The organism is Ruegeria profundi, from assembly GCF_001507545.1.
Classification (GTDB): Bacteria; Pseudomonadota; Alphaproteobacteria; order Rhodobacterales; family Rhodobacteraceae; genus Ruegeria; species Ruegeria profundi.
Genome location: NZ_LQBP01000025.1, coordinates 1 through 5,558 on the forward strand (window position 1 = coordinate 1; position 5,558 = coordinate 5,558).

At 52.2% G+C, this 5,558-nt stretch carries 5 protein-coding genes; 2 read left to right on the forward strand and 3 right to left on the reverse strand.

The window, feature by feature from the left end; genetic code table 11:
• A partial coding sequence (locus tag AVO44_RS21495) for a hypothetical protein (RefSeq protein ID WP_205626573.1) occupies nucleotides 1-185 on the forward strand: 185 nt, incomplete at its 5' end.
• Nucleotides 186-337: 152 nt separating this feature from the next.
• Here the strand turns inward: AVO44_RS21495 and AVO44_RS20450 are convergent.
• From AVO44_RS20450 to gntH, 3 genes are read right to left on the reverse strand one after another with little or no spacing between them, the layout of a single operon-like run.
• Nucleotides 338-1,561 (reverse strand): HupE/UreJ family protein, encoded by a 1,224-nt coding sequence (locus AVO44_RS20450; protein ID WP_157770065.1) that lies wholly within the window; start codon nucleotides 1,559-1,561, stop codon nucleotides 338-340.
• A gap of 52 nt (nucleotides 1,562-1,613) precedes the next feature.
• The gene (locus AVO44_RS20455; protein WP_068341321.1) at nucleotides 1,614-3,425 is read right to left on the reverse strand and encodes a hypothetical protein; all 1,812 of its coding nucleotides are present in this window, start codon (nucleotides 3,423-3,425) and stop codon (nucleotides 1,614-1,616) included.
• A 10-nt stretch (nucleotides 3,426-3,435) separates the two neighbouring features.
• Entirely contained in the window at nucleotides 3,436-4,593 is a 1,158-nt protein-coding gene (gene gntH, locus AVO44_RS20460; RefSeq protein ID WP_169794894.1) for a guanitoxin biosynthesis MBL fold metallo-hydrolase GntH, read from the reverse strand.
• 160 nt (nucleotides 4,594-4,753) lie between these two features.
• On the opposite strand from gntH, the gene AVO44_RS20465 reads away from it, so the two are divergent.
• The gene (locus tag AVO44_RS20465) at nucleotides 4,754-5,323 is read left to right on the forward strand and encodes a TetR/AcrR family transcriptional regulator (RefSeq protein ID WP_068341328.1); all 570 of its coding nucleotides are present in this window, start codon (nucleotides 4,754-4,756) and stop codon (nucleotides 5,321-5,323) included.
• Nucleotides 5,324-5,558: the final 235 nt, after the last annotated feature.

A 5,558-nucleotide genomic window follows, 5' to 3' on the forward strand; every position in this document is an offset into this window, starting at 1 on the left:
CCAATCGTCAGGCAGACGCGCCCATCTACAAAATCTCTGTGCCCCAATCAGTGCCCAGCGAACGCCACCAGCGCCAATACCGCGAGAGCGGTTTCGTCCTCGTCCGCAATTCTGCCGTTCAGCAGAATTCAGCGAACGTCCGCTGCCGTTCAATGCAGACCTTCAGGCGAAATTCCTCCGATTGACCTCCAACAATGACCGCTATCCGTTCCTAAGCCGTCATCTGACTAAAAGACTCAGATGACTGCCTTGAGCCCAATCTGCCTAATGCTGCGGAACAGCCGAATGCCCGCTTTTCTCCCAGGCGACCATCACGGCATGCGTCATCGCAATGACCTTAAGCCAGCGTGGAATAAACCTCGGCAACTCGCTGAAAGGTCCAAAAGCAGGCGATAACCGCACATCCACCGGCTAAGCCCACTCGTAGGGACATCCACAAACTGGAGTTCAAGCGCCGACACATTATTAAGGCAGGCCAGAGCGCAAGAATAATGGTGACCTGGCCAAGCTCGACGCCAAGATTGAATGCAAGCAGGCTTTGCCAGATGTTTGGGGATGTAACCTGCAAAATCTTGTGCAACACAAAGCTAAACCCAAGACCGTGCAAGAGGCCAATCAGTGTCGTCAGAAGCACCATCGTGACCTCAGAGCGCGCGCTGTCCTTAAAACTCATAAACGCTGCGACGGCTGCAAATATGATAGAAAGTGCGATCCCGGTTTCGACGGCAGGAACAAACCACGCGCCCGATGGTACAAACCCGAAAAACCCCAGCGACAGCGTTACGCTATGCCCCACGGTAAAACCGGTTGCACGCAGTAGTAGCGCCCGGAGAGTTTGCGCCCCAATGACCAGGCACACAACAAACAGAACATGATCCAACCCTTCGAGGATATGTCGTATGCCTTCCCAGACAAAACTCAGGAATCCTCCATACCCCTCTTGCTGAACCACCAATGGTTCAGTCATCAGGCCCCGAGATCGGAATATCTGCGGTGTGTCCGATGCGTAGTCGAGAATTAAGTTGGCCGTTTGGTCCTGATCCGGCAAGCCGGGGTCCAGCACGTTGGCAATGCTGTACGATTGGATCGGGCCGTCGGTGTCATAATGCAGGACGAGATCGACAATTGTGTCACCAACAAAAAGCGGCGGCGTTAAGGCCGTTTCGGTGTCCACGGCCTGTTGAGCTTCGGTCAAAGTTGCAAATCCGGGCTCATTTCCAACGCGATGCAAGCGAACGGACTTAACTGTTCCTCTTAAGCGCTGATTGTCGACTATCAGATGCAACCCACCTTCGGCGAATTGCCCCAGCCCATTGGGATCGCTCATGACTGCCTGCAAGTCGACGAAGTGGACCAACTGACCGTCGCTCATGGCATTAGTCGTGAATGGTGCAGCTTTCGGCAAGGCATCACCATCCTGATCACCGACCTTGTCTGCAACCAGATAAGGCATGGGCGTACGGATGTAGACACGCAGACCGTCTTCGGAATGCTCGACATGCGAAATTCGAACGTTGAGGTTAAGCAAAAAATGCGCCGAGGCCGACAGCGTCAGTGACAAAAAAACACCGACAAACAGAGCGCCGAAAGCAAAAACCTTTGGTCTTAAACACTTATGCATTTGGATCGCGAGCCTCGATTACAGTTAATCCATCCAGCTTCCAATGGCCTGACTCAGGTATGACCTCGGCCAGCACCCGAAACGTAACGGCGCGCATATGGGCATGCCCCCAATGACCGCCTTGGGCTTTCGCCGTCCATTTGGCCAGAGTGCTAAATCCACCCGGTTTGAGGGTTGGGTTAATGCGCTCTAATTTCAGGTCGCTGATATTAGTAACCGTAGCAAGACTGCCTCCTGGCGTTCGGATCGCGAGACCACGTTCAACCTCTGATGCGATGTCACCCAGAGACGCTTCCGTCACAATCTGTGCCAGCTCTGACTTTCTTGCCGCTGGCGAAACTTCCAGAGTCGCCGTGCTCAAGTTCTCGACCATCGAGCGCAGTATATCTTCCGCAACCTGCAGCTCAGGGGGCACAGACTTCTTCCAAGGCAAGTCCGGCAAATATCCCGAAAACGCGACGGTTGCCGATGTTGCGGCAATCATTGTTACGCAACTGATGCGCTTTGCAACTTTTTCCTTGCACAGCAGGAAGAAACCAAGTGAGGCGGCACTAATCATCCCGGAGATCAAAGCGAATGCCGGGTTCTGCCATGTCTGCTGCTCAACTGGAATTTGAGTGACAGATGCTCTTTCGTATTGGAGCAAGTGGTTCTGCCAATGAAACTGAGGGTCTGCTGGTGTCACAGCTCCAAAGAACGGTCCGGCGACATCGTTTGAAATGGTCGCAACGCGGGAGATTTTCTCGTCAAACATATCCCATGTGACTGTCACCTGATCGGGAAGGTCTGCCGATGGGAAAGACAGGATAGCTCCGATAAACGCATTGTTCACAGACACTTCCTTTCCCGGCTCGACAACCTGAAAACCCTGCGATGTCAGCTCCAGGAGTTTTGCTGTAGCGTTCGACGGTTGCACTAATTTGCCATCAATTGACACAGGGTTACGAGAAGCCAGGAAGGCCGCCGCTTGGTTTACGATCAAGGCGCTAGGCTGTGGCGAAAGTGTTTGACCGACTTCGGTAGTTTCACCAATCCAAGGCGCCAGTTCACGCAAGCGGATCAGCGTCTCATGCCGAACTTCACGAGGTTCGATGTAAAGAAAGGTGGATGTCCCGTCCTGAGCTTTTCGATTCAGGCTTTCCGCAGAAAAGCGGCTATCCCACGGATCAGGCCAGTGAATCTTTAACTCTGCCGGCTTTGACAAGTAGCTGAAATCCGTGACCGGAACCTCTCGGTCAAAAACCTGCATCCCGATTGTTACCAGTGGTTCGCCATCCTGCGATGGAGGCATTATGGTCAGCTCGTTGGGAACTGAGTTTTGAAACGGAAAGAACACTTCGACGAACAGAACACGCGGATCTTTTGGCGGGCTGGGAACAATTTGACCCGAGAATGGATCGCGCTGACCTGCAAGCGGCGAGGCCCGGTCGATGCGCGTTCGGTATTCTAACTTTCTGATTTCAGCGTGTAGGGGCTCTTCGTCCCTTGCAACAATAGACAGCACCCGATTTTCGACTTGGGCAGAGCCTTGATTGGACTCTTGTTCAGCCTCCGGCTCACCCTCGACGAAATCCGATGACCAACCAATTGGCAACATATCCGCAAACAACGGAATATCTTCGATATAGATCTCAAGGTCGACGTAAACCCCATCATCTTTGACATGAAGGACAGCAATATTGGGTGCGACTTCCGAACCGTTTGTCAAAACGACATCTGCTGAAACGGCCTGTGCACCCGAGACCATCACGCTCAGCATCAGGAATAGTCGGCACAGATACCGCCAAATCGGAATTTTGTTCACCCCTTGAACGTCAATTGTCCGGCATTGGCGGTGGCGTGTAACCGTCCCACTTGCCCGCTTGAACCTTTTCAGAAGGCTCTTTTTCTTTTGAACGCGGGGCGTTGATGTATTCGTCGCTCACAGCTGGTGGTAGCACATAGTCGTCAACACTCGCTTCCCGAACAACGATTTGGTCCTTTGTTACGTTGATCACCTGTAGATCTCGCGCCAGCGTCAGAGGTCCATTGTAAGTCGAACGAACGCCTTCCAAAATCGCCTGATAATTTTCGGGTGAAAGAACAGAGTGATACCCCAGCGCCATGCGAGGTTCGACCGCGGACATCACTTTGCCAAAGGCAGCAGGTTCGGTATGAATGCGCGTAGCTACATAAGTCGCCTGTTTCATGTCCCAGCCAAAATACGGGGCCAGAGCATCAGGTGGCAGGAAAGCTTCGTGAGAAGCGATGTCCGCCCCTTTGGCATAGTCTACATACCATTTGTTTGGGTAAGTATCGCCACCAAAGACGTACTTCAGCCCATTCCATTCCAGTGAGTAGCTCACGGAACCATCAAGGCTGTGAATCGCAGGCCAGGATCGGATAGTTACGTCGTTCTCCTGATAAACGATCTCGTTTTCTTGCATGTAATCGAATTCAGTGACTTCGAGCTTGGCGCCATCATCCGGCAGCGCCCCTGTACGTGTGGCCAAATCCCAAGCATAGGCTTTAGACATGCCCTCAACATAAGCTTTGGTGCCCAGTTCATCTTCTGATCCGGACGGGCCGAAGATGCGGAGCGGTGTATATCTGCCCGAAAGCCAACCTCCAACGTGGAGGCCCATGAAGTCTCCAACGTGATCAACATGCAAATGGCTGAAGAAGACCTTGTCGATCTTTGCGAAGTCTGGTCGCAGCGAGAAAAGGTTTCCCGTTGCGCCAGTTCCTACGTCAAACAGAAAGACGTCCCCATTCCCAAGTTCCACATAAAACGAAATTGAAACGGCTGCCTTGGTTTGGTTTGGCATCCCCGTACCTAATGCCGTGATACGCATTTCATCCGCGCCGAGGATTTCAGTGTTGGGAAAGTACGACGCGGGATAAACACCATTTTCAATTGCAGAAGCAGTGCGACCAGTCGGCAGCGCGTTTTGCGCTGAAGCGGTGCCAGCCAACGACAAACCCAAAGCCAATAGTGCGCCAGTCGTGGAATTCATAATGCTTTTCATTGATCCCCCCTATTCTGCATGGCGTTTCGAAGAGCACGATTTCGTGAACTCCCAGTTGCCCATAGACTTCTCTACGGTACGACCATAGACTACTCTATGTCAAATAATGAATGCTATAATCTGAATGTCAGAAACTGTCACCCGAGCCTCACCCAAAAACGCTGCGACCAAAAAAGACTGGATTTTGCTTGCCTACAAAGTCCTGAACGAGGGTGGCGTTTCCGCGATAAAAGTCGTGCCAATGGCAAAGCGACTGAACCTGACAAGCGGCAGCTTTTACTGGCATTTCAAGAACGTCCGTGAGCTTTTGGATGAGGTGCTCAGATATTGGGAGCAGGAACTGACTGACAAAGTGATCGCACAGGCAAAGACATTTGGCGGCCCCCCGGAAGACCGCATTCTTCTTCTTATGAAAAAGGTCATTGAAGAGGACGCCGCCTTGCCGGATCACGCTGTCTCAGTGTGGGCGAATACCGATGAGAAGGTGAAAGAATCGTATCAAAGAACCATCGGCAAACGGTTCCAGTTCGCCGCCTGGATGTTTGAACAGGCCGGGTTTTCGAAAGAAGAAGCGAAAGCGCGTGGAAGATTGATGGTTACTTCGCTAATGGGAGACTCTTCGACCGGTCTGAAAGCCCAAGGCGATTGGGAAAAGGTTATAGAGCGGGAACATGCAATTCTTGTCAGAAAGTAGAAGATAGAACAAGAAAGTTGCCCGGCCTTGTAAGTTTGCTCGAAACGGACAGCCAATTCTTAATTGCCCCGTAGAAACAGCTCACGCAACAATGCCAGAAGCAGACGTTCAGTCTGTGACCATCAAGGTCCGCTTTGTCTAAGGTTTGTGGCTGCTGTCAGCGTGAGCTGCAGCGGCGATAAATCTGACAAGGAGGAAAGCGCGGGCAGATTTCGGTGCTATGGGGATTGTGGCT